We start from the raw sequence: 21,801 nt of genomic DNA, 5'->3' as shown, positions 1-21,801 counted from the left end.
TTCGGACAGGGTACTGTACCGCGAGCGAGACCGAAGGAGGAGTGAGCGGGCCGACGAACGGGTGGAAGCGCGGCTCGTCGCGCTGAAACGCGTGATGAGTGCTTTTCGTGAACGTTTTGCCGAGGGCGGCCGCAGGCCGCCCGCAGAGCAAAAGGTTCTACTCGAACTGCTCGATGAGCGCCGGCACCACCTGCGACCACCTTTTTCCCGACCTCGCTCCGCTCGGCCGGCAAAAATCTGGACCAAAAAGGTCCGAAGAGCTACTCGAACTGCTCGATGAGCGCCGGCACTACCTCGAACAGGTCGCCGACGATACCGTAGTCGGCGATGTCGAAGATGGGGGCGTTCGGGTCGGTGTTGATGGCGATGATCGTCTCGGCGCCTTTCATCCCGGCGACGTGCTGGACGGCCCCCGAGATCCCGACCGCGAGGTAGATCTTCGGCGTGACGACCTTCCCGGACTGGCCGACCTGCCGGTTCTTCGGCAGCCAGCCGGCGTCGACGATGGGACGCGAGGAGGACAGCGTCGCACCGAGAGCGTCGGCGAGTCGCTCGACGAGTTCGAGGTTCTCCTCCTCTTCGATCCCGCGACCGACCGAGACGAGCACCTCGGCCTCGGAGATGTCGACGTCGCCGGAGCCGACCTCCTCGAAGCCGGTGACGCGGGAGCGGACCGCTCCCTCGTCGACGTCGACGTCGAACGCGGAGACGTCGGCGTCGCCGATCTCCTCTGGGACGGGCCACTCGCCGCCGCGGATCGTGACGGCGACGCGCTCGGCGTCGACCTCGACGGTCGTCTCGACCTTCGAACCGTACATCTCGCGGGTCGCCGTCAGTGCGCCGTCCCACTCGAAGGCGACGGCGTCGGTGACCAGCGGCAGGCCGAGCCCGTTGGCGACGGCGGGGGCGTAGTCGAGTCCGTTGACGCTGTTCGGCATGAGGAGGACGGACGGCGAGAGGTCGTCGTACAGCGCCTCGACGACCTGTGCGTACACGTCGTGGTTGAACTCCTCGCCGTAGTCGACGGTGTGGATGTGGTCGACGCCCTCGCGGTTGAGCTCCTCGGCGAAGTCGTCGACGTCGCCGGAGATGATCGCCAGATGCAGGTCGCCGCCGGTCGCGTCGGCCAGTTCGCGGCCCGCGGAGACAAGCTCGAAGCTCACGTCGCGGAGGTCGCCGCGACGGTGCTCGGCGACTGCTAGAATATCAGTCATTCTGCCCCCACCCCCTTCTCACGGAGGACCTGCGCAAGCTGTCCGGCGGTCTCCTCGGCGCCCCCCTCGAAGATCGTCGCGTCGGACTCGCTCTCCGGTTCGTACATCTCCGTCAACACGAGTTGGGACTCGACGGCTTCGGCGCCAACGCCGAGGTCGTCGAGGCTCTGTTCGTCGATCTCTTTCGACTGTGCCTGCCGGATGCCGCGGAGACTCGCGTAGCGCGGTTCGTTGATACCGGTCTGGATGGTGAGGACGGCCGGGAGGTCGACCTCGGTGAGTTCCTCGACGCCGCCCTCCAGTTCGCGGTGGACGTTCGCGACGTTCTCGGCGAGGAGCGCGTCGACGTCCAGCGCGTTGACGACGGCGGCCCACTCGTAGCCGATCGCGTCGGCCAGCGAGACGCCGGTCGCGCCGAAACTGTCGTCGTTCGCCTGCACGCCCGTGAGGACGAGATCCGGCTCCTCGGCCTCGACGACCGCCTGCAGGATGCGGGTCTTGGCGGCGACGTCCAGCAGTTCGGCGTCCTCGAGCGTCTCGTCCCAGACGCGGATGGCGCGGTCGACTCCCTTCGCCAACGCCATCCGGATCGTCTCCTCGCTCCGCTCGGGGCCGACGGTGACGCTGACGACCTCGACCTCCTCGCCGGCCTCCTGGATCTGGACGGCCTCTTCGACGGCGTAGTCGTCCCACTCGTTGAGGTCGTACTCGAGGAACTGCTCGGCGATCGCTGTTCCCTCGATCTCGAAGTCGTCTTCGACTTCGGCTACCTCTTTGACGGTCACGAGAACCTTCATGATTGACCACTACTTCTAGGCGGCTGTAAACGTTTTCGGAAGAAGTCCCGTCGAGACTCGCCGCTCCAGCAGTTCGACCCGCGTCGACTACTCGTCGCCGTTCGTCTCGTGACCCTCGTTCGGCAACGAGATGAGGTTCTCGCGGCCGATACGGAGCTTGTTCACGCGTCCCTCGTCGGCCATCGCCGACAGGAGCTGTGAGACCTTCGCGTCGGACCACCCGGTCTGCTTGACGATGTCCGCCTGTCGCATCCGGCCACCCCGCTGTTCGAGGAGATACTCCACCCGCTCCTCGTCCGAGAGCAGCGAGAGGTCGACGTCGTCGCCGTCGTCGGGATCGCCGCCGTCGCCACCGTCGGGACCGTCGCCGCCGCGGTCGTCGGGCGACCGGTCGACGACCGCTCCGCTCGCGGGTCCGGTGTCGGACTGTGGGACGGTCTCCTCCTGTTGGCGGAGGTACAGCACGCCGGCGACGACGAGCAGCAACATCGCTCCGACGCCGGCGACGAGCTCCAGCGACAGCGGGTCGGGCGGCTCCGGCCCCGGCGTCGCCTCGTAGACGACGTAGATCGGCTGCTCACGGAGGTCCATCGGCCCCGTCGCGACGACGGAGCCCTCTCTGATCCCGCTGAAACTGTTCTGGACTTCGTGGCTCGGCGGCGTCTCGATGACGAGCTGTTGGCCCTCGGCGAGCCACGGGAACCACGTCCCGCCGTCGGGTGTGGTGAAGGCGTCGCCGACGCGGAGTCCGCCGTCGTCGGTGCGTTCGGCGAAGTTGGTCCACGTGAACGACATCGTCAGTACGCCCGTCGTTCCGTCGTCGGTGACTGTCCCGTTGTAGCTCACGTCGACGATCTCCATCTCTCGCCCGGTGGACTCGGCGGCGAGTTCCGCGTAGTTGCGGAACATCCCCTCGTCGAGGCTGCTGTTGGCCTCGCCGCGCTGCAGTTCGTCGACGAGCTGCTCGAACGCGCGGGCGTCCTCGCTGGACTGGAGTGTGTGTCGCGTGCGTACCTTCCAGGTCGCGTTTGTGTCCGAGTGGACGTCGACGACGATGGTCGTCCGCGCCGAATCGTCCTGAGCGAGTTGGGCGGTCTGCGCCGTGGGGACAGCGAGCCCAGCCGCTGTGTCCGCGCCGGCGTCAGCCACGACCGGTGGGGCGAATCCACCGACTACGAGGATGAGGAGGGCAAGTACGATGGCGGCGTACCGCATATGCTGTCTGAGTCACTTTCTGGACTGAAAACGCTTTCCATCGGGCGACAAATCGGCCGTTTCGGCCGCCTCAGCGCCTGAATCTGTGGTCTCGACTCCCCTCCGACCACTTTTAGTACGTGGATGCAGAAGGTCGCGCTGATGAGACCCCGCGCCGTGCTGCTCGCAGTACTCCTCCTCGTCTCGTCGGTCACGGGGACGGCGACGCTCCCCGGACTCGCCGCCTCTCCGACCGACGTCGACGACGTCGTCGACGGCTCTACCGACGACGTCTCCTCGACCGTCGTCGCACAGAACCGGACGCAGACGAACGTGCTGACGCTCGCGGAGAGCGACGTCCGACGGACGAACTTCAGCCAGCCGGGGCCGAACGCGAGCGCGGCGCTCGCCGTCCGCGACACTCGCCTCTCCCGACAGCTCGCGAGCGAACGGACCGAGACGCGACTCGCCGCGCTCGAGACCGACGCGGAGAAGCAGGCGTACATCCGCCGTGCGCTGACCGAAGTCGAGATCCGGACGAGCGAACTCCGTCAGCAGGAGCGCGACGCGTTCGTCCGCCACAGCACCGGTGGGCTCAGTACGACCGGGTTGGTCGTCCAACTCGCTCGCATCCACACCGCCTCCGAACAGCTCTCGCAGAACGCGACGCGGCTGGGTCGCGCCGCCGAGGAGATCGACGGGTTCAGCGTCCAGACCCGGATCGACGCGATCCAGCTCGAACTCCAGACGCTTCGGGGACCGGTCCGCGACCACGCGAACGGGGTCCTCCGGGGGGAGGCTCCTCCGACCCGGATGTACGTCGAGACCACGACGACCGGCGTCTCCCTGTCGACGATCGCCGACGACACCTACGTCAGGGAGGTGTACGACGGGTCGCGTCGCGTGCCGACGTCGAACTCACAGCTCACCCCCGAGGAGGTCGACGCGCTGGTTCGGGAGAGCTACCCGTCGCTCTGGGAGCGCTGGGACTCCCAAGGGGGGTCGGCCCGCGAGAGCGACGTCTGGATCTCGACGATCCAGTACCGCCGGGGAGACCTCACGGCCTTCATCGACAAGGACAAGCCGGGAAGCGTCTTCAAAGAGCAGCGCACCCTGCGGCTCAACCGGACGCCACCGACCCAACGGCTGAACAGCAGTCGCGTCGGGCTCCGGCTCTCGGTCTACCCCTCCCACCCCGGCGGGCCGATGCTCGTCACCGTCGAGAACGCTCGGACGGGTGAGCCGGTCCGCGCCGACGTGAGCCTCATCACTCCGCCACAGAGCAACAGCGAACCGGTTCAGGTGGGGACGACGAACAGCACGGGCGCGCTGTGGGTCGTCTCCCCGGAGGAGAACTTCACCGTCCAGGCGATCAAGGTCGGCACGCAGTCCGTCGTCGACATGCGCGTCGAACCGACCGAACCGAGACGGGTCGGCGAAGCGAACAACTCGACGACCGGATCGGGGGAGACGGAGTCGGTGTCGGCGTCGCTCGCCGGACCGCCAGCCCGCGGCTTCTGACGACCGCCGTCGTTCGTCCCCTCCTCGTCCTGAACTTTTTATCGAAGACCGTACCCACTTCGGCGCGTGCCGGACCGTGCCGTCTCCTCCACTGTCGGCCTCGCGCTGCTCCTGCTCGTGACCGTCGCGCTCGCGGCGACCGTCGGGAGCGTCGCGCTCGCGTCGGTACCGGCGGAGACGGCGACGCCGACCCCGGTCGCACTCGCGGTGTCGGCGTCCGACGCGGACGACCGACTGACGTTCACCCACCGAGCGGGGCCGACGCTCGCCGTCGACGGGCTCGCGGTCCGCGTCAGCGTCGACGGGACGCCGCTGGACCACCAGCCGCCGGTGCCGTTCTTCTCGGCGACGGGGTTCCGCCCGGGGCCGACGGGCCCGTTCAACGTCGCCAGCGACGGACAGTGGTCGGCGGGTGAGACGACGAGTCTCCGCCTCGCGTCGACGAACGGCCCCGCACTCGAACCCGGTGCTCGGGTGACCGTCCGGGTCGCGGTCGACGGGACCGTGGTCACACAGCTCTCGACGACGGTTTCGTGACAGAGAGAAGTGCGGATTGGGAGACTTACTCTTCGGGCGCTCGAGCGACCGTCGTGATGGCGCGAGGGCTGCCCGGACTCCGCTGTTGGATGTGGTGTTCGACGTCGACGAAGCCGGCCGCCTCGAACATCCGCTGGGCCTCCTCCTCGTCGTAGAACAGCATGATCGCGTCGGCGACCTTCTGGAAGACGCTCGAGTTGGGGTAGTCGGGACCGACGACGAGCACCTGGTGGCCGGGTTTGACGACGCGGCGGAACTCTTCGAGCGCGTCGACGGGGTTCGGCCAGTACTCGATCGACCCCGATGACCAGATGACGTCGAACGAGTCGTCTCTGAACGGGAGTCGCTCGGCGTCGCCGCGGTAGAACCGCACCTGATCGTGTTTGCCGAGCTTCTCCCACGCCTTCTCCATCTGGTGGACGCTCTGGTCGAGGCCGTGGACGTCCTCGGAGTACTGCAGGAGCCCCTCGGTGCCGAACCCGGTGCCGCAGCCGACGTCGAGCACGCGGTCGTCGCGCTGGATATCCAGCAGTTCGAGGGCCTCGTCGCGCATCTCCTCGTTCCAGATGAACGGGTTGACCTGGTCGTACACCTTCGAGAGGTACTTGTAGAACAGCCGCGCCCGTGCTTTGTTCTCGAGGACTCCCATTTCCTCGCGCTTCGGCGTCGGGGGGCATAACGGTGCGGATTCCGTGCGACGAGCGGGCGACGCGCTACCCGCCTCGACCGAAGGGGAGGCCGGAAGTGGGGTCGACCCGCGTGCTCGACGAGCGATAGCGGTCGTACGTCGTCTCCGCCCACGCGACGAACTCGGGGTCGTCGCCCGAGACGCAGGCTCGGAGTTGCCCGTCGTCGTCGTAGGCGTTGACGACCGCCCAGTCGTCGCCGAGCGTGAGTCCCAGGGCGACGTCGTCGGGGTAGCGGTAGAGTCGGAAGCCGTCGACGCGGAGGACGAACGCGAACTCGATGGGGTTCAGCGAGCGGGCCGTCTCGACGGTCTCCGCAGCGAGGACGAGGTCGGTGTCGACGCCCCGGAGGACGTGGTCGGCGTGGACGCGGTGGAACTGTCGGCTGAGGACGGGCGAGAGCATCCGGATGCGACTGCTCGACCGCGAGTCGAGCACGTCGAGATAGTGGTCGACGGCCGCCTGCGGGTACGTCGCCGTCGCCACCGTCCCGTCGACGTCGCAGAGCAACTCCGGGTCGGGGGTGTGGTCGGCGTCGGGGAGGTGGCCGAAGAACTGTTCGTACTCACAGAGCGTGTCGAGGGTGTCGAGGTAGGCGGCGTGACGCTCGGCGACCAGTTCCCCGACCGTCGTCAGCGCGTAGACGCCGCGACGTTTCTCGGCGAGGCCGCGGTCGACGAGTTCCGCGAGGTTCCGCTGGACGCTCCGGTGGGAGCTGTCGAGTGCGTCGGCGACGTCGCTCGGCGTGCCCGGCCTCGTCCGGAGTCGGGCGAGCAGCCGCCTCCGGTCCGGAGAGCCGGCGAGGAACCGTGCCAACTCGTCTGCGTCCATCGCCACGCCGGTTCACGGGGCGGCAAGTTAACTCTCACTCTCGTCGCCGACTCCCCGCGGTGAGGCGGTTCGAGCGACGATTCGCTGAGAGCGTTCCGCAAACACCTTATACGCCGCTTACGCTACTTCCCAGTGATTAGTGAGTATGCCGAGACCAGAGGTTCTCGAACGGATTAAAACGGCCGAGGAAGAGGCCGACGAGATTATCGAATCCGCCAAAGCGGAGCGCGAAGAGCGCATCGCCGAGGCGCGAGAGGAGGCGGACCAGATCCGCGAGGAGGCCCGCCAGGAGGCCGACGAGTTAGAGGAGAAACGCCTCGCGGAGGCGGAGACGGAGACCGAAGCCCGCCGCGAGGAGATCCTCGAAGAGGGTATCCGGGCCCGCGAGGAACTGGTCGCACAGGCCGAGTCCAACGTCGACTCGGCGGTCGACTACGTCTTGACACAGTTCGAGGAGGCGGTGGATGCTCAGACCTGAACAGATGAGCAAGGTCTCGGTGACGGGGTCCAAGCAGTTCATGGACGACGTCATCGAGACGGTCCACGACCTCCACCTGCTGGACGTCACCGATTACGACGGCAGTTGGGAGCAGTTCCAGCCGGGCGACCCGATGGAGGGCGCAGAGACGGCCTCCGACAAACTCGTCACGGTGCGCTCCATCGAGAGCATCCTCGACGTCAACGCCGACGACGCGGGTCCGTCCCGCATCGTCACCGACGACGCGCTCGAGGAGGAACTCGAAGACGTCCGCGCCCGTGTGAACGAACTCGACGACCGGCGCGACGAACTCCGGACAGAGATCCGCGAGGTCGACGAGCGCATCGACGCGATGTCGCCGTTCGCCGCGCTCGGCATCGACCTCGATCTCCTCTCCGGCTACGACACCCTACAGGTCGAGGTCGGCCGCGGCAAGCGCGACGCCGTCGACGCGGCGCTGGCTCGCGCCGACGAGATCGAGCAGTACGAGCTCTTCGGCGAGGGGAACGTCATCGCGGTCTTCGCCCGCCCCGCCGACAGCGCCGACGAGGACGCCCTCGCGGACGCGCTCGTCGGCACCGAGTTCGCCACGCTCGAGGTGCCGGAGGCCGACACCTCCCCAGAGGAGTACGTCGACGAACTCCGACACCGCAAACAGCAGCTCCGCTCGGAGCTCGATTCGGTCGAGGACGACCTCGAGGAGCTGAAACTCGACGCCGCGGGCTTCCTGCTGGCCGCCGAGGAGAAGCTCTCGATCGACGTCCAGAAGACGGAGGCGCCGCTCTCCTTCGCGACGACCGAGAACGCGTTCGTCGCCGAGGGGTGGATCCCCACCACGAAGTTCGGCGAGTTCGCGAGCGCGCTCGACTCGGAGGTCGGCAGCCACGTCGAGGTCGAGGAGCTCGAACGCGCGAGCTTCAAGAGCACGGGTCACGAGTCCGTCCGCGAACCGGTCGGCGACACCGGTTCGGGCGTCGCCGCCGACGGTGGGACGGACGTCGTGATGCAGAAAGACGACCCGCCGGTCGTCCAGAACAACCCGGGCGTCATCAAGCCGTTCGAGGTGCTCGTCAACGCGGTCGGTCGACCCAACTACCGCGAGTTCGACCCCTCGATCGTCCTGTTTCTGACGTTCCCGGCGTTCTTCGGGTTCATGATCGGTGACCTCGGCTACGGACTCATCTACGCCGCCATCGGCTACTTCCTCTACGCGAACTTCGACAGTCAGGGGATCAAGAGCATGGGCGGCGTCACCATCTTCGCCGGCATCTTCACCGCGCTGTTCGGGATCCTCTACGGCGAGATCTTCGGCTTGCACCTCATCTCGACGTACTTCTGGGAAGGCGCGCTGGGGATGTCGCACGCGCCGATGTTGAAGGGGCTCGCGCCCGCAGAGAAGGACTGGGCGCTCGGCTGGCTCACCGTGAGCGTGCTGCTCGGCATCCTCCACCTGAACGTCGGGTGGATCTTCGACTTCGTCGAGAACCTCGAACTGCACGACTTCAAGCACGCCATGTACGAGAGCGCCTCGTGGCTCCTGATGATGAACGGCCTGTGGGTGTGGATCCTCAGCGACGTCACGAAGGGGACCGCCCCGCAGTTCCTGTTCACGACGTTCTCCGCGGAGGGCGTCATCCCGCTGGGCTTCAACGGGTTCCCGGCTATCGTCGGCTGGGCGGGACTGGCCGTCTTCTTCGTCGGCCTCGGCCTGCTGGCCGTCGGTGAACCGGCGGAGCTCCCCGAGTTCCTGAACGTGCTCGTCAACGTGCTGTCGTACACCCGGATCGCCGCGGTGCTGCTGGCGAAGGCGGGGATGGCGTTCACCGTCAACCTGCTGTTCTTCGGGGCATACAGCCACGACGGCGAGTTCCACTTCATGCTCGACCACGGTCCGCAGTGGGTCATCGACCACTACGGCGCAGAGGCCATCATGTTCGGCGGGCTCATGCACGGCGGTGCGGCGAGCATCGTCGGCGGCCTGCTCGTGTTGGTGCTCGGCCACCTCCTCGTGCTCGTGCTCGGCGTGACGAGCGCCGGCCTGCAGACGGTGCGTCTCGAGTACGTGGAGTTCTTCGGCAAGTTCTACGACGGTGGCGGTCGCGAGTACACGCCGTTCGGCTACGACCGGCGGTACACGACCGAAGACTGAGCGGTATCCGACACCACCTCGTCTCTCTCGGTTTTTTCAACTCGACGAGCGGTTGCACCGAGTTCACACACCGCTCGTTGCGGCCATATTCGCCTCTGTCGACCTGCTTCCCGTCAAACGCTTTGGGAAGCTTTATGACTTCCCTGTGGACACATACGAACGTTCGGAGACGACCAATACGGCTATAGAGGACCTAACAATGTACGAACTCGCCAACATCGTCATGCAGGAAAGTGCAGCAAGTGGACCGGCTATCGGCGCACCCGCCGCCGCGGCGCTCGCCGTCGGTGCCGCCGCCCTCGGTGCAGGATACGCTGAGCGTGGAATCGGTGCCGCGGCCGTCGGCGCCGTCGCCGAGAACGAGGACCTCTTCGTGCGTGGACTGATTCTGACAGTCCTCCCGGAGACGCTCGTCATTCTCGCGCTCGTCGTCGTGTTCCTGGTCGGTTAAACGTCTTCTCTCCCCTTTCACAATGAGTTTGGATACTGTCGTTGAGGACATTCGAGACGAAGCCCGCGCGCGTGCGGAAGAGATTCGCAGCGAGGGTGAGGCCCGCGCCGAGGAGATCATCGCGGACGCCGAAGCGGACGCCGAGCGCATCGTCGAAGAGCGCGAGACGGCCGTCGAGAAGCAGATCGCCCAGGAGCGCGAACAGACGCTCTCCTCGGCGAAGCTCGAGGCCAAACAGCAGCGTCTGGAGGCACGTCGCGACGTGCTCCAGCAGGTGCGCGAGCAGGCCGAAGCGGAACTCGCTGCGTTGAGCGGTCAGAAGCGCGAAGCCCTCACCCGGAGTCTGCTCGACGCCGCCAGCGAGGAGTTCGACGAGGGCGCGACGGTACAGGTGTACGGTCGCGCCACCGACGAGACGCTCCTCACGAAGATCCTCGCCGACTACGACGGGTACAGCTTCGCCGGCGAGTACGACTGTCTCGGCGGCGTCGTCGTCGAGAGTACGTCCTCGCGCGTCCGTGTGAACAACACCTTCGACTCCGTCCTCGAAGACGTCTGGGAGGAGAACCTGAAGGAACTGAGCACCCGACTGTTCGACCAATGAGTACGTCCGGAAGCGCGAACCCGGAGTACGTCAACGCCCGCGTCCGTGCACGACGCGGCGCCCTGTTCAGCGACGAGGAGTACCGCAAGCTGACCCGCATGGGTCCGGCCGAGATCGCCCGCTTCATGGAGGAGTCGGAGTACGAAGAGGAGATCAACGCGCTCGGGAGCAGATACTCCGGCGTCGACCTCATCGAGTACGCGCTGAACCGCAACCTCGCGAAGCAGTTCGACGACATCCTCGACTGGGCAGAGGGTCGGCTGTACGACCTCATCGCTCGGTACCTCCGGAAGTTCGACGCGTGGAACGTCAAGACGATCATCCGTGGCATCTACGCCGACATCGACCGCGAGTCGATCGACGTGGACCTGATCCGCGCCGGCGAGTTCGACGACCGCTTCCTCGAACGCCTGCTCGATGCGAGCACCATCGAGGAGGTCGTCACGATGCTGCAGGGGACGATCTTCGGCGACCTACTGTCGGACGCCTACGAGGACTACGAGGAGACGGACGTGCTCGTCCCCCTCGAGAACGCCGTCGACCGCGCGTTCTACGAGCGACTGCTCGAAGGGCTCGTCGTCGACGAGGCGACACAGCAGTACCGCGAGTTCCTCGAAGCGGAGATCGACTTCCGGAACGCACGGAACGCGCTCCGACTCGCTCGCAGCGGTGCCGACATCGACCCCTCGGAGTACTACATCGAGGGTGGCAAACTGTTCAGCGCGACCGAACTGTCGCAGCTCGCGGCCAACCCCGACGAGCTGGTGACGCGCATCCGAGAGAGTACGTACGGCGACGAACTGTCCGTCGCGCTCAACGAACTCGAGGAGGCAGACAGCCTCATCGGCTTCGAACGCGCCCTCGAAGCGGCGTTGTTGGAGTACTCCGACACGCTCGGTTCTATCTTCCCGCTGTCGATCGGGCCGATCATCTCGTATATCCTCGCCAAGGAGCGTGAGGTAGAGAACATCCGTGCGATCGCCCGTGGCCGCGAGGCCGGGCTCGACGAGAACGAGATCGAACAGGAGCTGGTGATACTATGAGTCAGGAGATCGCCGTCATCGGCAGCCCCGACTTCACCACCGGGTTCCGCCTCGCGGGCGTTCGGAAGTTCGAGAACGTCCCCGAGGAGGAGAAAGACGAGCAGCTCGACGACGCCGTCGAGCGAACGCTCGCGAACGAGGACGTCGGCATCGTCGTGATGCAGGCGTCGGATCTCGACCATCTCTCCCGGACGGTCCGGAAGTCGGTCGAGACGAGTATCGAGCCGACGCTCGTCACCCTCGGCGGTGACGCGGGCAGCAGCGGCCTGCGCGAGCAGATCAAGCGAGCAATCGGTATCGACCTAATGGACGAATAACTATGAGTCAGGCAACACAGCAAGAGACCGTTCGTGAGGACGGTGTCATTCAGAGTGTGAGTGGTCCGGTCGTGACCGCCCGCGACCTTGACGCCCGGATGAACGACGTCGTGTACGTCGGTGACGAAGGGCTGATGGGCGAGGTCATCGAGATCGAGGGCGACCTCACGACCATTCAGGTGTACGAGGAGACTTCCGGCGTCGGCCCCAGCGAACCCGTCGAGAACACGGGCGAACCGCTGACGGTCGACCTCGGTCCCGGACTGCTGGACAGCATCTACGACGGTGTCCAGCGCCCGCTGGACGTGCTGGAAGAGAAGATGAACAGTCCGTATCTCGACCGCGGTGTCGACGCACCCGGCATCGAGATGGACAAGCAGTGGGAGTTCGTCCCCACCGTCGAGGAGGGCGACGAGGTCGCCCCCGGTGACGTCATCGGCACCGTTCCGGAGACGGTCACCATCGAGCACAAGGTGCTCGTCCCGCCGACGTTCGAAGGCGGCGAGATCACCTCCATCGAGGCAGGCGAGTTCACCGTCAAAGAGGTCGTCGCGGAACTCGACACCGGCGAAGAGATCACGATGCACCAGGAGTGGCCGGTGCGCGAGGCGCGTCCGTCGGAGACGAAGATGACGCCCCGCGAACCGCTCGTCTCCGGGCAGCGCATCCTCGACGGGCTGTTCCCCATCGCGAAGGGCGGGACGGCCGCCATCCCCGGTCCGTTCGGGTCGGGCAAGACCGTTACGCAGCACCAGCTCGCGAAGTACGCCGACGCCGACATCATCGTCTACGTCGGCTGTGGTGAGCGTGGCAACGAGATGACCGAGGTCATCGAGGACTTCCCGGAACTCGAAGACCCGACGACCGGCAACCCGCTGATGGCCCGGACGTCGCTCATCGCCAACACGTCGAACATGCCCGTCGCCGCCCGCGAGTCCTGTATCTACACGGGGATCACCATCGCGGAGTACTACCGCGACATGGGCTACGACGTCGCACTGATGGCCGACTCCACCTCGCGGTGGGCAGAGGCCATGCGCGAGATCTCCTCGCGTCTCGAAGAGATGCCCGGCGAGGAGGGCTACCCCGCCTACCTCTCGGCACGTCTCTCCGAGTTCTACGAGCGCGCCGGCTACTTCGAGAACATCAACGGGACCGAGGGGTCGGTCTCCGCGATCGGTGCCGTGTCGCCGCCGGGCGGCGACTTCTCGGAGCCGGTCACCCAGAACACGCTGCGCATCGTCAAGACGTTCTGGGCGCTCGACGCCGACCTCGCAGAGCGTCGGCACTTCCCGGCGATCAACTGGAACGAGTCGTACTCGCTCTACCGGAACCAACTCGACCCGTGGTTCATCGAGAACGTCCGCGACGACTGGCCCGAGGAGCGCCAGTGGGCGGTCGACATCCTCGACGAGGAGGACGAACTGCAGGAGATCGTCCAGCTCGTCGGGAAGGACGCCCTGCCGGAGGACCAGCAGCTCACCCTCGAGGTGGCCCGCTACCTCCGTGAGGCGTACCTCCAGCAGAACGCGTTCCACCCGACGGACACCTTCTGTCCGCCGGAGAAGACGTACCTCATCCTGACGGCGATCCACACGTTCAACGACGAGGCGAAGAAGGCACTCGACGCGGGCGTCCCCGTCGAGGAGCTCATCGCCATCGAGGCCGCGCCGCGGCTGAACCGTATCGGCGTCCAGGAGGACTACGAGGCGTACGTCGCGGAACTCAAAGACGAGATCACCGAGCAGCTTCGGGAGCTCTACTAATGAAAGAGTACCAGACCATCACCGAGATCAGCGGTCCGCTGGTGTTCGCCGAAGTCGACGAGGCGATCGGTTACGACGAGATCGTCGAAATCGAGACGCCGAACGGCGAGACCAAGCGTGGCCAGGTGCTCGAATCCTCGGAGGGCGTCGTCGCCATCCAGGTGTTCGAGGGCACCACCGGTATCGACCGAAACGCGTCCGTCAAGTTCCTTGGCGAGACGCTGAAGATGCCCGTCACCGAGGACCTCCTCGGGCGGGTCCTCGACGGGTCGGGTCAGCCGATCGACGGCGGCCCGGAGATCGTCCCCGACGAACGACACGACATCGTCGGCGCCGCGATCAACCCGTACTCCCGAGAGTACCCCGAGGAGTTCATCCAGACGGGCGTCTCGGCCATCGACGGCATGAACACGCTCGTTCGCGGACAGAAACTGCCGATCTTCTCGGCGTCGGGGCTCCCGCACAACGATCTGGCACTTCAGGTCGCCCGTCAGGCGACGGTGCCGGAGGACGAGAAGGGTGACGACGACGAGGACAGCGAGTTCGCCGTCATCTTCGGCGCGATGGGGATCACGGCCGAAGAGGCGAACGAGTTCATGGAGGACTTCGAACGCACCGGTGCACTCGAGCGCTCTGTCGTCTTCATGAACCTCGCGGACGACCCCGCAGTCGAGCGGACTGTCACGCCGCGTCTCGCGCTCACCACGGCCGAGTACCTCGCCTTCGAGAAGGACTACCACGTGCTCGTCATCCTGACGGACATGACCAACTACTGTGAGGCGCTCCGCGAGATCGGTGCCGCACGTGAGGAGGTGCCGGGTCGTCGTGGCTACCCCGGCTACATGTACACCGACCTGGCACAGCTCTACGAGCGCGCCGGTCGTATCGAGGGACGTGAGGGCTCTGTCACGCAGATCCCCATCCTCACCATGCCCGGTGACGACGACACCCACCCGATCCCCGACCTGACGGGGTACATCACCGAGGGGCAGATCTACATCGACCGCGCACTCAACAGCCAGGGGATCGAACCTCCGATCAACCCGCTGCCCAGCCTCTCGCGGCTGATGGACGACGGGATCGGCGAGGGGCTCACCCGCGAGGACCACGCCGACGTCTCCGACCAGATGTACGCCGCGTACGCAGAGGGTGAGGACCTCCGCGACCTGGTGAACATCGTCGGTCGCGAAGCACTCAGCGAGCGTGACAACATCTACCTCGACTTCGCCGAGCGCTTCGAGGAAGAGTTCGTCGACCAGGGGTTCGACACGGACCGGACCATCGACGAGACGCTCGACATCGGCTGGGAACTACTCTCGATGTTCCCGAAGTCGGAGCTCAACCGCGTCGACGAGGAGCTCATCGAGAAGTACTACCACGAGGAGAAAGAGACGGTCGAGGCGGAGGCTTAAACGCCTTCGCCCACTAGGAGGACCAAAGCATGGCCAAAGACGTCAAACCAACCCGCAAGGAACTGATGGAGATCGAGGATCGTATCGACCTCTCCGAGCGGGGCCACGACACGCTCGAACAGAAGCGTGACGGCCTCATTATGGAGTTCATGGACATCCTCGACCAGGCACAGGACGTGCGGGCGGGGCTGAGTCAGAACTACGAGGAGGCCCAGCGGACGCTCAACATGGCACGCGCCATGGAGGGTGACGTCGCGGTCCGCGGTGCTGCCGCCGCGCTCAAGGAGCATCCGGAGATCACGACGCAGTCGAAGAACATCATGGGCGTCGTCGTGCCGGAGATCGAGTCCAGCCGGGTCAGAAAGAGCCTCGACCAGCGTGGCTACGGGCTGCTCGGAACGAGCGCACGCATCGACGAGGCCGCCGAAGCCTACGAGGAACTGCTGGAGAGCATCATCCTCGCGGCGGAGGTCGAGACGGCGATGAAGAAGATGCTCGAGGAGATCGAGACGACGAAGCGTCGTGTCAACGCCCTCGAGTTCAAGCTCCTGCCCGAGCTGTACGAGAACCAGGAGTACATCGAGCAGAAGCTCGAAGAGCAGGAACGCGAGGAGATCTTCCGGCTGAAGAAGATCAAAGCGAAGAAGGAAGAAGAGGAGAAGGCCGACAAAGAGGCCGAAGCAGCCGAGACGGCGGACGTCGAAGCCGTCACGGCCGACGACTAGTCGCTTCACTCGCTTTTGGCGATGCACTGTCCCCACTGTTCTGTCGAGACTGTCGCGTTCGCCGTTCCGCCGTCGCTCCGCGAGTACGCCCCAGAGACGTCTCCCGCGGCGACCGTCTGTCCGCGCTGTCTCCGAGTCACGGCCGCCGAGACGGGTCCGGCGGACCCATCGTTCGACGCGCTCTCGCCGTCGTTCCCGAGCGGCGACGCCGGGGTCGCACTCGCGCTCCTCTGCGGGTTGCTCGACTCGCTGGCGCTCAACCGACGGGCCATCGAGGCGGTCGCCGAGGAGGCCGAACGGCACGGTGCCGACGTGTTCCTGACGCTCGATCGGCTCTCCGGAACCGTTCCGGAGCCGTACGTCGACCTCGACCGACGGCGCGACCAGCTCTCTCAGCTCCTCGAGTGAGCGACGGTCTTGTTAATCTAGAAATACTTTTACCGGAGCGGTCACCTTCTGAGCCACCCGTTCAGGCGTCGACGTAATGGTAGTCAGCGACGCAGACGGAGACAGGAGATGTCGACCGTCACGACCCGTTCCGACACGCTCGAGCGTACAGAGATCCACGACATCCTTCGCAACGACCGCCGCCGCCACGTCATCGAATCGCTGTGTGACCAGGGCGAACCGCTGTCGGTCCGTGACCTCTCGGAGACCATCGCGACCGCCGAGACGGGCGAACGGCCCGCGCCGCGGAACGTCCGTCAGAGCGTCTACGTCTCGCTCCACCAGACGCACCTCCCGAAGTTGGAGGAGTTGGGCGTCGTCGACTACGACGACGAGACGAAGGAGATCAGTCTGGCGGCGGCCGTCGACGACGTCACCGTCTACATGGAGGTGGTCCCGGAGAACGACATCTCGTGGGCGGAGTTCTATCTCGGACTCGGTGTGCTCGGCCTGTTGCTCGTCGTCGCGCACTCGCTGGGCGTTCCGACGGTCAGTGCGGTCGACGCCGCGGTCTGGACGACGGCCGTCCTCGTCGCGTTCGTCGTCTCGGCGACCTACCACCTCGCGACCCAGTCATCCGCGTTCACCGAGCGACTCTCGCAACTGCGGTGACGATCTCGTCGAACGTCGAGATTAATCGGCAATTAGCTTAGGCACCGTTCCCCGTATCGGAGGTATGGTTCGCACACGACCGCGCTGGACAGCCATCTCAGTTCCGCTCTGCCGGTACGTTCCCGGCCTGTACGTCGGGACGCCGAGACGGAACACGCTGGTCACGCTGGCGTATCTCGTGGCGCTCCTGACGGTTCTCTCTGCTCTCCTGTAGCGTCAGGCGAGCGATCGGCGGCTTTAGACGCCGGTCGAGTACCGGAGGATCCCCGCGATGCCACCGAAGGCGTCCATCAGCTGTTCGCCCTTCTCGAAGTCCGTGCTGATGAACTTCGTCTCGGTACCGCGCTGTTCGGCGATGCTCATCAGATGTTCGATCACGTCCTCGCGTTCGCGCATCTCGGTCGGTTCGCCGCACTCCGAACAGGTGTGGTCCGGCGTCTTGTGGCGGCTGTCGACGACCTCGAACTCCTCGTGCCCGTTCGGACAGTCGTAGACGACGACGTCGCTTCGCAGGTCCTCCGAGAGCAAGAGCCGGTCGACAGAGCCCATGACGAGGTTCTTCCGGGTCGGCTCGAACCCGTAGGTGGCCTCGTTGCCCTGGTGGAGCTTCTCGAAGAACTCCTCCATCTGGGATTTGTCCTTCATCACCTCCTGGTCGGCGAGCACCTCCTGTGCGGCGTCGACGAGGTCGTAGAGCCCGGACTCGTCGGTGTAGGAGATGTCGAACTTGCCGACGACCTTGTCTTGGAGCTCGTGGTGGAGATAGCCGCCGTCGAGGAACTCGTCTTTCGTCGGCGACGGGCCGCCGACGAGGATGCCGTCGAGTTCGTGGCGCTTCGCGACCATCAGGTCGTCGGCCATCTCGGCGACCTCCTGATAGAAGTTGTCGATGGCCTCCAGTCGCAGACGGGCGAAACGCTGGGCGGACTGACCACCTTTCCGCTGTTTGCCGGGGACGAGCGACGAGGCCGACTTGACGGGCTCGACGCGCTTGCCCTTCAGCCACCCGACGTTTGCCTCGCGGCGGTCGAGGACGATGAGGCCGAACAGTCCCTTGTCGGCCAGCATCTCCTCGAGCGGCTCCGTGAGGAACGCCGAGTCACAGTGATATCGGAACGACTCGACGGGCTGTGGCGGACTCTCCATCGTCCTCGTCACCATCTCGGTCTGCCCGCCGCCGCTGTCGACGGCACCGGAGAAGATGATGATGCCGTTCTCGGGGGGGAACGTGTCGTAGTAGCGGAGACGGTCTTTGATGCTCGTCAGTGCGTCCTGGACGTTCGTCCTCGTCTGTTTGGACTTGATGTTCGCCGCCTCGCTGTGCTCTTGGGTCACGTGGGCGACGACGTCGGAGATCTGTTTGTCCTCGGGGATGTAGATGGTGACGAGCTGGGTGCCGGAGCCCTCGTACTCCTGCAACTCCTCGATGACCTTCCGGAACTCGTACTTCCGTCGGTCCTCGCCCGCATCCTCGGCGTCACTACTCATTGTCGATACTAGCCCGGCCAGTGGCTAAGTAACCTTTGACTGTCGTCGCTCGTGACGGTGAAGCGCGCCGACCGCACCAAATCATCTCTCGAAGAGACTTTCTTTGTATCATGTCACTCTGTAAAAACTACATTTATATGCACGTCGTGGGACTCACAGATAACTCAACTATGGCTCGGGTAATCGCAGTCGCCAGCGCGAAAGGTGGCGTCGGCAAGACGACGACGACGGCGGCGCTCGGAACGACGCTCGCGGCGGCGGGGTACGACGTCGTCGCCGTCGACACGGATCTCGGGATGGCGAACCTCGGAGCGACGCTCGGTGTCGACGCCGACGGGGCGACCGTCCACGACCTCCTCGCGGGACGGGCGGACGCCGCGGCGGCGACCGTCGAGGGACCCGCCGGGCTCTCGGTCGTCCCCGGCGACACCGATCTGACGGCGTTTCCCGACGCCGACCTCGCGAGGCTCCGCACCGTCCTCGAGGCGTTCGCGGACGCCGACTACGTGCTGTTGGATACGGGTGCCGGACTGAGCCACGACACGGTGCTCCCGCTCGGTCTCGCGGACGACGTGCTCTTGGTCACCGACACGACGCCGAACGCCGTCGGCGACACGGAGAAGACGCGTCAGGTCGTCGACCGCCTCGACGGCTCCGTCGTCGGCCTCGTGGTCACGCAGGTCGACGCCGACGTCCCGGACGCCGATCTCCCGACAGACGGCGTCGACGCACCCCTGCTCGCGACGGTGCCGACCAGTCCGGTCGTCGCCGAGGCGACCGCGACCGGCGACGCGCTCGTCGAGAGCGACCCGGCGAGCCCGGTCGCGGCGGCGTACCGACGACTCGCTCGCGCAGTGACCGACGAACCGATCCCCGAACCGGACGTCGAGTCGCCCGAGACGACCGAGACGGACGTGGTCGACGAATCGGCGACCGGCGGCTCGGCGGTCGACGCAGGAGGCGCAGTCGACCGCGTGGAGACCGACACCGGTAGCGAGGCGGAGACCGCCGTTGCCGACGACGCGGCGGCCGGCGTGGACGGCGACGTTCCCGAGTCGGACGCCACAGAGGTCGGCGACGTTCCCGAGTCGGACGCCGATACGGTCGACTCCGCGGGAACCGACGAGAGCGAGGACGACTCGGACGTCGAAGCCGTCCCGTTCGCGGACGACGGCGACGCGGCGGACGACGAGGAGACGCTCGTCCCCGACGCCGAGGACGGGTCGTCGCCGACGGTGGACGGCGAGGCCGACGCCCCCGACGACGGTGTCTACACGACGTCGCTCGTCGACGAGGCGGAGGCGTCTTCGACCGAGGCGACCGACGAGGGAGCGGACGAGGTGACGGTCGAAGCGGAGTCTGAGGAGGCGGCGGCCGACGAGACGGGATCGGACGAAGACGAGGGCGACGACGACCGCTCGGGCTTCTTGGGTCGCCTGCTGGGGTGAACTCGCTCGCGCTCCCGCGTGCTGAAACGGGAAGTTCTTTTAGCCGTGTGGTCGGATTGCCGGTATGGCTAACAACGAATCGGTCTCGTTCTGGTGGATCGCACTGTTTCTGCTGCTCGCGCTCGGACTCGGTGCCGCCATGGTCTACGCCGTCGGCGGGAGCCTCATCGTCGCGTAGTCCGGACGAGCCGTTCTCACATCGAGTCGGGCGCTGCCACGCCGAGTAGCGACAGCGCGTTGGCGACGGTGTGCCGCGACGCGTCGACGAGTGCGAGGCGGGCACGCTTGGTGGCCTCGTCGTCGGCGTTCAGGACGGAGCACTCGCGGTAGAAGCCGTTGAACGCCTCGGCGAACTCCCGGGTGTAGGTGGCGACGGTGTGCGGTTCGAGATCGTCGGCGGCCCCCTCGACGACGGCGGGGAAGCGCGCGATGGTCCGCAGCAGCTCCTCCTCGGCCTCCGTCGACAGCACCGCGGGGTCGACGTCGGTCGGTTCGACGCCCGCCGCCTCGGCCTCGTCGAGGATGCCGCAACAGCGGGCGTGGACGTACTGGACGTACGGCGCGGACTGCGCCTCGAAGTCGAGCGCGCGGTCCCACTCGAAGGTGATCGCCTTCGTCGGCTGTTTGGAGACGATGTCGTACCGAACCGCGCCGATCCCGACCTGGTGGGCGATGCGCTCGATGTCGTCTTCGTCCAACTCGTCGTCGCGGATGCGCGAGTCGAGGCGTTTCTCCACCTCGTCGCGGGCGCGGTCGACCGCCTCGTCGAGCAGGTCGTCGAGGTCGACGCCCGTCCCCGCGCGGGTCGACATCTTCCCCTCCGGGAGGTTGACGTACGAGTAGATGGCGTGGTCGAGCTTGTCGACGTCGTTGCCGAGGATCTCGAGGGCGGCTTTGAGCTGTTCGGCCTGCAGTTTGTGGTCCTCGCCCAGTACGGTCACCGCCCGGTCGAAGTTCTCGAACTTCCACTCGTGGTGGGCGAGGTCACGCGTCGTATAGAGGGAGGTACCGTCAGAGCGCAGGAAGACGAGCTTCTTCTCGATGTCCCACTCGTCGAGTTCGAGCTGCCACGCCTCCTCCTCGAGGACGGCGTACTCGCTGTCTTTCAGGCGCTGAGCCACCTCCTGGGTGGAGCCGTCGAACATGAACGTCGTCTCCTTCACGAACTCGTCGAACTCGGCGGGGAGACGGGCGAGACACTCCTTCATCCCCGAGAGCACCTGATCGACGACGGTCTCGACGCGGGCGTACGTCTCCTCGTCGCCCTCCTCGAGCCCCTGGAGGATCTCGGCGATCTCGGCCTCGGCGGCCTCGACCTCCTCGGGGTCGCCCTCCTCCAGTACCTGATTCCCCTTGCGGTAGTAGCGCACGAGGTCGTATTCGACGCGGTCGCGCTCGGGTTCCGAGTCGAGGTCCTCCTCGTCGAAGGTCTCGTAGGCCCACGTGAAGACGGCCATCTGACGGCCGGCGTCGTTGACGTAGTAGTGGCGTTCGACGTCGTAGCCGGCGAAGTCGACGACGTTGGCGACGGCGTCGCCCAGGATCGGGTTGCGCGCGCGGCCGACGTGAACCGGACCAGTGGGGTTGGCGCTGGTGTGTTCGACGACGACGGACTCCCCCTTGTCGGGGAGTCGGCCGTACTCGTCGTCGCCGGCGGCGGCGAGCGTGTCGGCCAGATACTTCTCCGTGGTGTGGAAGTTGACGTACGGCCCGCCGGTGTCGACGTGGTCGATGTAGTCGTACTCCGCGACGGAGACGTGGTCGGCGATGTCGACGGCGATCTTCGGCGGCGGTGCGCCGACCTCGCTGGCGAGGCGGAACGCCACGCTGGATGCGAGTGTCGCCGGGACGTCTTCTGGCGGCTCCTCCACGCCGAGGTCGTCGGTCGGCAGCTCCATCGCCGACAGCGCGTCGGCGAGGGCGGCCTCGACCTCGTTACGGAACGCTCTGAACATGGAGTGTGCTTTTCGAGCGTCGGGTAAATGGGTTTCTAAGGGCTGTTGGTTCGTGTCACGGCGTGGCGAACCCGACGAGTCGTGGACCGCATCCCACGAACGAGCCGACCGCCGCGACCGACGCAC

22 protein-coding genes are annotated in these 21,801 nt (G+C 66.1%); 15 read left to right on the top strand and 7 right to left on the bottom strand.

What is annotated here, in order from left to right:
- Nucleotides 1–260 precede the first annotated feature (260 nt).
- The 3 genes from EOHIBHHM_RS05145 to EOHIBHHM_RS05135 form a co-directional block, all read right to left on the bottom strand.
- On the bottom strand, nucleotides 261–1,214 hold the full coding sequence (locus EOHIBHHM_RS05145; protein WP_497255255.1) for an electron transfer flavoprotein subunit alpha/FixB family protein: 954 nt from the start codon (nucleotides 1,212–1,214) through the stop codon (nucleotides 261–263).
- Nucleotides 1,211–2,011 carry an electron transfer flavoprotein subunit beta/FixA family protein gene (locus EOHIBHHM_RS05140; protein WP_497255253.1) on the bottom strand — a complete coding sequence of 267 codons (801 nt, stop codon included), beginning with the start codon at nucleotides 2,009–2,011 and terminating at the stop codon, nucleotides 1,211–1,213. The genes EOHIBHHM_RS05145 and EOHIBHHM_RS05140 overlap by 4 nt, the downstream gene beginning before the upstream one ends.
- Before the next feature lie 87 nt (nucleotides 2,012–2,098).
- Entirely contained in the window at nucleotides 2,099–3,226 is a 1,128-nt protein-coding gene (locus tag EOHIBHHM_RS05135; protein WP_497255251.1) for a DUF7345 domain-containing protein, read from the bottom strand.
- A 141-nt stretch (nucleotides 3,227–3,367) separates the two neighbouring features.
- Here EOHIBHHM_RS05135 and EOHIBHHM_RS05130 point away from each other — a divergent pair, with 141 nt between their 5' ends.
- Both EOHIBHHM_RS05130 and EOHIBHHM_RS05125 read left to right on the top strand, forming a co-directional pair.
- Nucleotides 3,368–4,726, top strand: a complete 1,359-nt coding sequence (locus EOHIBHHM_RS05130; protein WP_497255249.1) for a DUF7096 domain-containing protein — start codon at nucleotides 3,368–3,370, stop codon at nucleotides 4,724–4,726.
- Between the two features lie 66 nt (nucleotides 4,727–4,792).
- Nucleotides 4,793–5,263, top strand: a complete 471-nt coding sequence (locus EOHIBHHM_RS05125; RefSeq protein WP_497255247.1) for an archaellin/type IV pilin N-terminal domain-containing protein — start codon at nucleotides 4,793–4,795, stop codon at nucleotides 5,261–5,263.
- 25 nt (nucleotides 5,264–5,288) lie between these two features.
- On the opposite strand, the gene EOHIBHHM_RS05120 is transcribed toward EOHIBHHM_RS05125, so the two are convergent.
- Complete coding sequence (locus tag EOHIBHHM_RS05120; protein WP_497255245.1) at nucleotides 5,289–5,912, bottom strand: methyltransferase domain-containing protein; 624 nt, start codon at nucleotides 5,910–5,912, stop codon at nucleotides 5,289–5,291.
- A gap of 64 nt (nucleotides 5,913–5,976) precedes the next feature.
- Nucleotides 5,977–6,780 carry a helix-turn-helix transcriptional regulator gene (locus EOHIBHHM_RS05115; RefSeq protein ID WP_497255243.1) on the bottom strand — a complete coding sequence of 268 codons (804 nt, stop codon included), beginning with the start codon at nucleotides 6,778–6,780 and terminating at the stop codon, nucleotides 5,977–5,979.
- Nucleotides 6,781–6,925: 145 nt separating this feature from the next.
- On the opposite strand from EOHIBHHM_RS05115, the gene ahaH reads away from it, so the two are divergent.
- The 12 genes from ahaH to EOHIBHHM_RS05055 all read left to right on the top strand — a co-directional run bounded on the left by ahaH (nucleotide 6,926) and on the right by EOHIBHHM_RS05055 (nucleotide 16,998).
- Nucleotides 6,926–7,258, top strand: coding sequence for an ATP synthase archaeal subunit H (gene ahaH / locus EOHIBHHM_RS05110; RefSeq protein ID WP_497255241.1), 333 nt, complete (start codon nucleotides 6,926–6,928; stop codon nucleotides 7,256–7,258).
- Complete coding sequence (locus EOHIBHHM_RS05105) at nucleotides 7,245–9,407, top strand: V-type ATP synthase subunit I (RefSeq protein ID WP_497255239.1); 2,163 nt, start codon at nucleotides 7,245–7,247, stop codon at nucleotides 9,405–9,407. The genes ahaH and EOHIBHHM_RS05105 overlap by 14 nt, the downstream gene beginning before the upstream one ends.
- Nucleotides 9,408–9,606: 199 nt before the next feature.
- A complete protein-coding gene (locus EOHIBHHM_RS05100; protein ID WP_089822319.1) occupies nucleotides 9,607–9,858 on the top strand; it encodes an ATP synthase subunit C-like protein in 252 nt (83 codons plus the stop codon).
- A 22-nt stretch (nucleotides 9,859–9,880) separates the two neighbouring features.
- A complete protein-coding gene (locus EOHIBHHM_RS05095; protein ID WP_497255237.1) occupies nucleotides 9,881–10,462 on the top strand; it encodes a V-type ATP synthase subunit E in 582 nt (193 codons plus the stop codon).
- Nucleotides 10,459–11,505 (top strand): V-type ATP synthase subunit C, encoded by a 1,047-nt coding sequence (locus EOHIBHHM_RS05090; RefSeq protein ID WP_497255235.1) that lies wholly within the window; start codon nucleotides 10,459–10,461, stop codon nucleotides 11,503–11,505. Before EOHIBHHM_RS05095 ends, EOHIBHHM_RS05090 begins: the two co-directional genes overlap by 4 nt.
- Nucleotides 11,502–11,822, top strand: coding sequence for a V-type ATP synthase subunit F (locus EOHIBHHM_RS05085; RefSeq protein WP_497255233.1), 321 nt, complete (start codon nucleotides 11,502–11,504; stop codon nucleotides 11,820–11,822). Before EOHIBHHM_RS05090 ends, EOHIBHHM_RS05085 begins: the two co-directional genes overlap by 4 nt.
- A 2-nt stretch (nucleotides 11,823–11,824) precedes the next feature.
- Nucleotides 11,825–13,588 (top strand): ATP synthase subunit A, encoded by a 1,764-nt coding sequence (locus tag EOHIBHHM_RS05080; RefSeq protein ID WP_497255231.1) that lies wholly within the window; start codon nucleotides 11,825–11,827, stop codon nucleotides 13,586–13,588.
- Nucleotides 13,588–15,000, top strand: coding sequence for an ATP synthase subunit B (locus EOHIBHHM_RS05075; RefSeq protein ID WP_497255229.1), 1,413 nt, complete (start codon nucleotides 13,588–13,590; stop codon nucleotides 14,998–15,000). Before EOHIBHHM_RS05080 ends, EOHIBHHM_RS05075 begins: the two co-directional genes overlap by 1 nt.
- Before the next feature lie 29 nt (nucleotides 15,001–15,029).
- Nucleotides 15,030–15,725, top strand: coding sequence for a V-type ATP synthase subunit D (locus EOHIBHHM_RS05070; RefSeq protein ID WP_497255227.1), 696 nt, complete (start codon nucleotides 15,030–15,032; stop codon nucleotides 15,723–15,725).
- A 21-nt stretch (nucleotides 15,726–15,746) separates the two neighbouring features.
- Entirely contained in the window at nucleotides 15,747–16,133 is a 387-nt protein-coding gene (locus EOHIBHHM_RS05065; protein WP_497255225.1) for a DUF6276 family protein, read from the top strand.
- 108 nt (nucleotides 16,134–16,241) lie between these two features.
- Nucleotides 16,242–16,784 carry a DUF7344 domain-containing protein gene (locus EOHIBHHM_RS05060; RefSeq protein WP_497255223.1) on the top strand — a complete coding sequence of 181 codons (543 nt, stop codon included), beginning with the start codon at nucleotides 16,242–16,244 and terminating at the stop codon, nucleotides 16,782–16,784.
- Nucleotides 16,785–16,848: 64 nt separating this feature from the next.
- The gene (locus EOHIBHHM_RS05055) at nucleotides 16,849–16,998 is read left to right on the top strand and encodes a hypothetical protein (RefSeq protein ID WP_497255221.1); all 150 of its coding nucleotides are present in this window, start codon (nucleotides 16,849–16,851) and stop codon (nucleotides 16,996–16,998) included.
- 23 nt (nucleotides 16,999–17,021) lie between these two features.
- Here EOHIBHHM_RS05055 and prf1 read toward each other — a convergent pair whose 3' ends face one another.
- Nucleotides 17,022–18,272, bottom strand: a complete 1,251-nt coding sequence (gene prf1 / locus EOHIBHHM_RS05050) for a peptide chain release factor aRF-1 (protein WP_497255219.1) — start codon at nucleotides 18,270–18,272, stop codon at nucleotides 17,022–17,024.
- 170 nt (nucleotides 18,273–18,442) lie between these two features.
- On the opposite strand from prf1, the gene EOHIBHHM_RS05045 reads away from it, so the two are divergent.
- Nucleotides 18,443–19,720 (top strand): nucleotide-binding protein, encoded by a 1,278-nt coding sequence (locus EOHIBHHM_RS05045; RefSeq protein WP_497255217.1) that lies wholly within the window; start codon nucleotides 18,443–18,445, stop codon nucleotides 19,718–19,720.
- A gap of 194 nt (nucleotides 19,721–19,914) precedes the next feature.
- Here EOHIBHHM_RS05045 and argS read toward each other — a convergent pair whose 3' ends face one another.
- Complete coding sequence (argS, locus tag EOHIBHHM_RS05040; protein ID WP_497255215.1) at nucleotides 19,915–21,675, bottom strand: arginine--tRNA ligase; 1,761 nt, start codon at nucleotides 21,673–21,675, stop codon at nucleotides 19,915–19,917.
- Nucleotides 21,676–21,801: the final 126 nt, after the last annotated feature.

It is taken from the genome of Halogranum roseipondis, from assembly GCF_059695585.1.
The sequence above is the reverse complement of the archived record's forward strand: the minus strand, read 5'-3'. Positions and strand labels throughout refer to the sequence as shown.